The organism is Shewanella sp. SW1, from assembly GCF_025653545.1.
Lineage (GTDB): Bacteria > Pseudomonadota > Gammaproteobacteria > Enterobacterales > Shewanellaceae > Shewanella > Shewanella oncorhynchi.
This window is the reverse complement of record NZ_JAKKSG010000066.1, coordinates 1-536: the sequence shown is the minus strand read 5'-3', so window position 1 is coordinate 536 and position 536 is coordinate 1. Positions and strand designations below refer to the sequence as shown.

The following is a 536-nucleotide window of genomic DNA, read 5'->3' as shown; positions in this document are numbered from 1 at the left end:
TAATAAAGCGTTTGCGTAAGACGTTAAGCATCACGTAAAAGTTTACATGCACTGATGAATAAACGGTCAACCGTACCTATTAGAGCCTGACTTGACCAAGGCATTAAATGCCGATGTAGTGATAAGGTAATAGGTTTCGGATTTACATCATGGCGCGGGTAAAAAGCCTATTTAGACGCCGAATATATGGTAGTGAACCAATCATTCAAAAGTGTTGTAAAAGCTGAGGCGTCCATATATGGTCAACTAAATTTGGCCACAGCTTTAGAATCTTCCCAAAATCTTCGCTCTGATTCATTTGGGCTCAATCCTGCATTGTAATGATGTGGCCTGACTTCACAGTAATAACCAATGATGTAATCGGTCACATCTTGTTTAGCTTCGCTAAAACTCTTGTAGCCTTGTGTCGGGAGCCATTCCGTTTTTAAACTTCTGAAAAACCGCTCCATTGGCGCATTATCCCAGCAGTTACCGCGACGGCTCATGCTCTGGGTGATTTGATATTTCCACAGCCGCTGACGGTATTTCAGGCGGCT

The 536-nt window shown here is 42.9% G+C and carries 1 protein-coding gene; it reads right to left on the bottom strand.

Annotation, left to right across the window (positions count from 1 at the left end):
* Nucleotides 1-242 precede the first annotated feature (242 nt).
* A partial coding sequence (locus L5M71_RS23090) for an integrase core domain-containing protein (protein ID WP_263220688.1) occupies nucleotides 243-536 on the bottom strand: 294 nt, incomplete at its 5' end.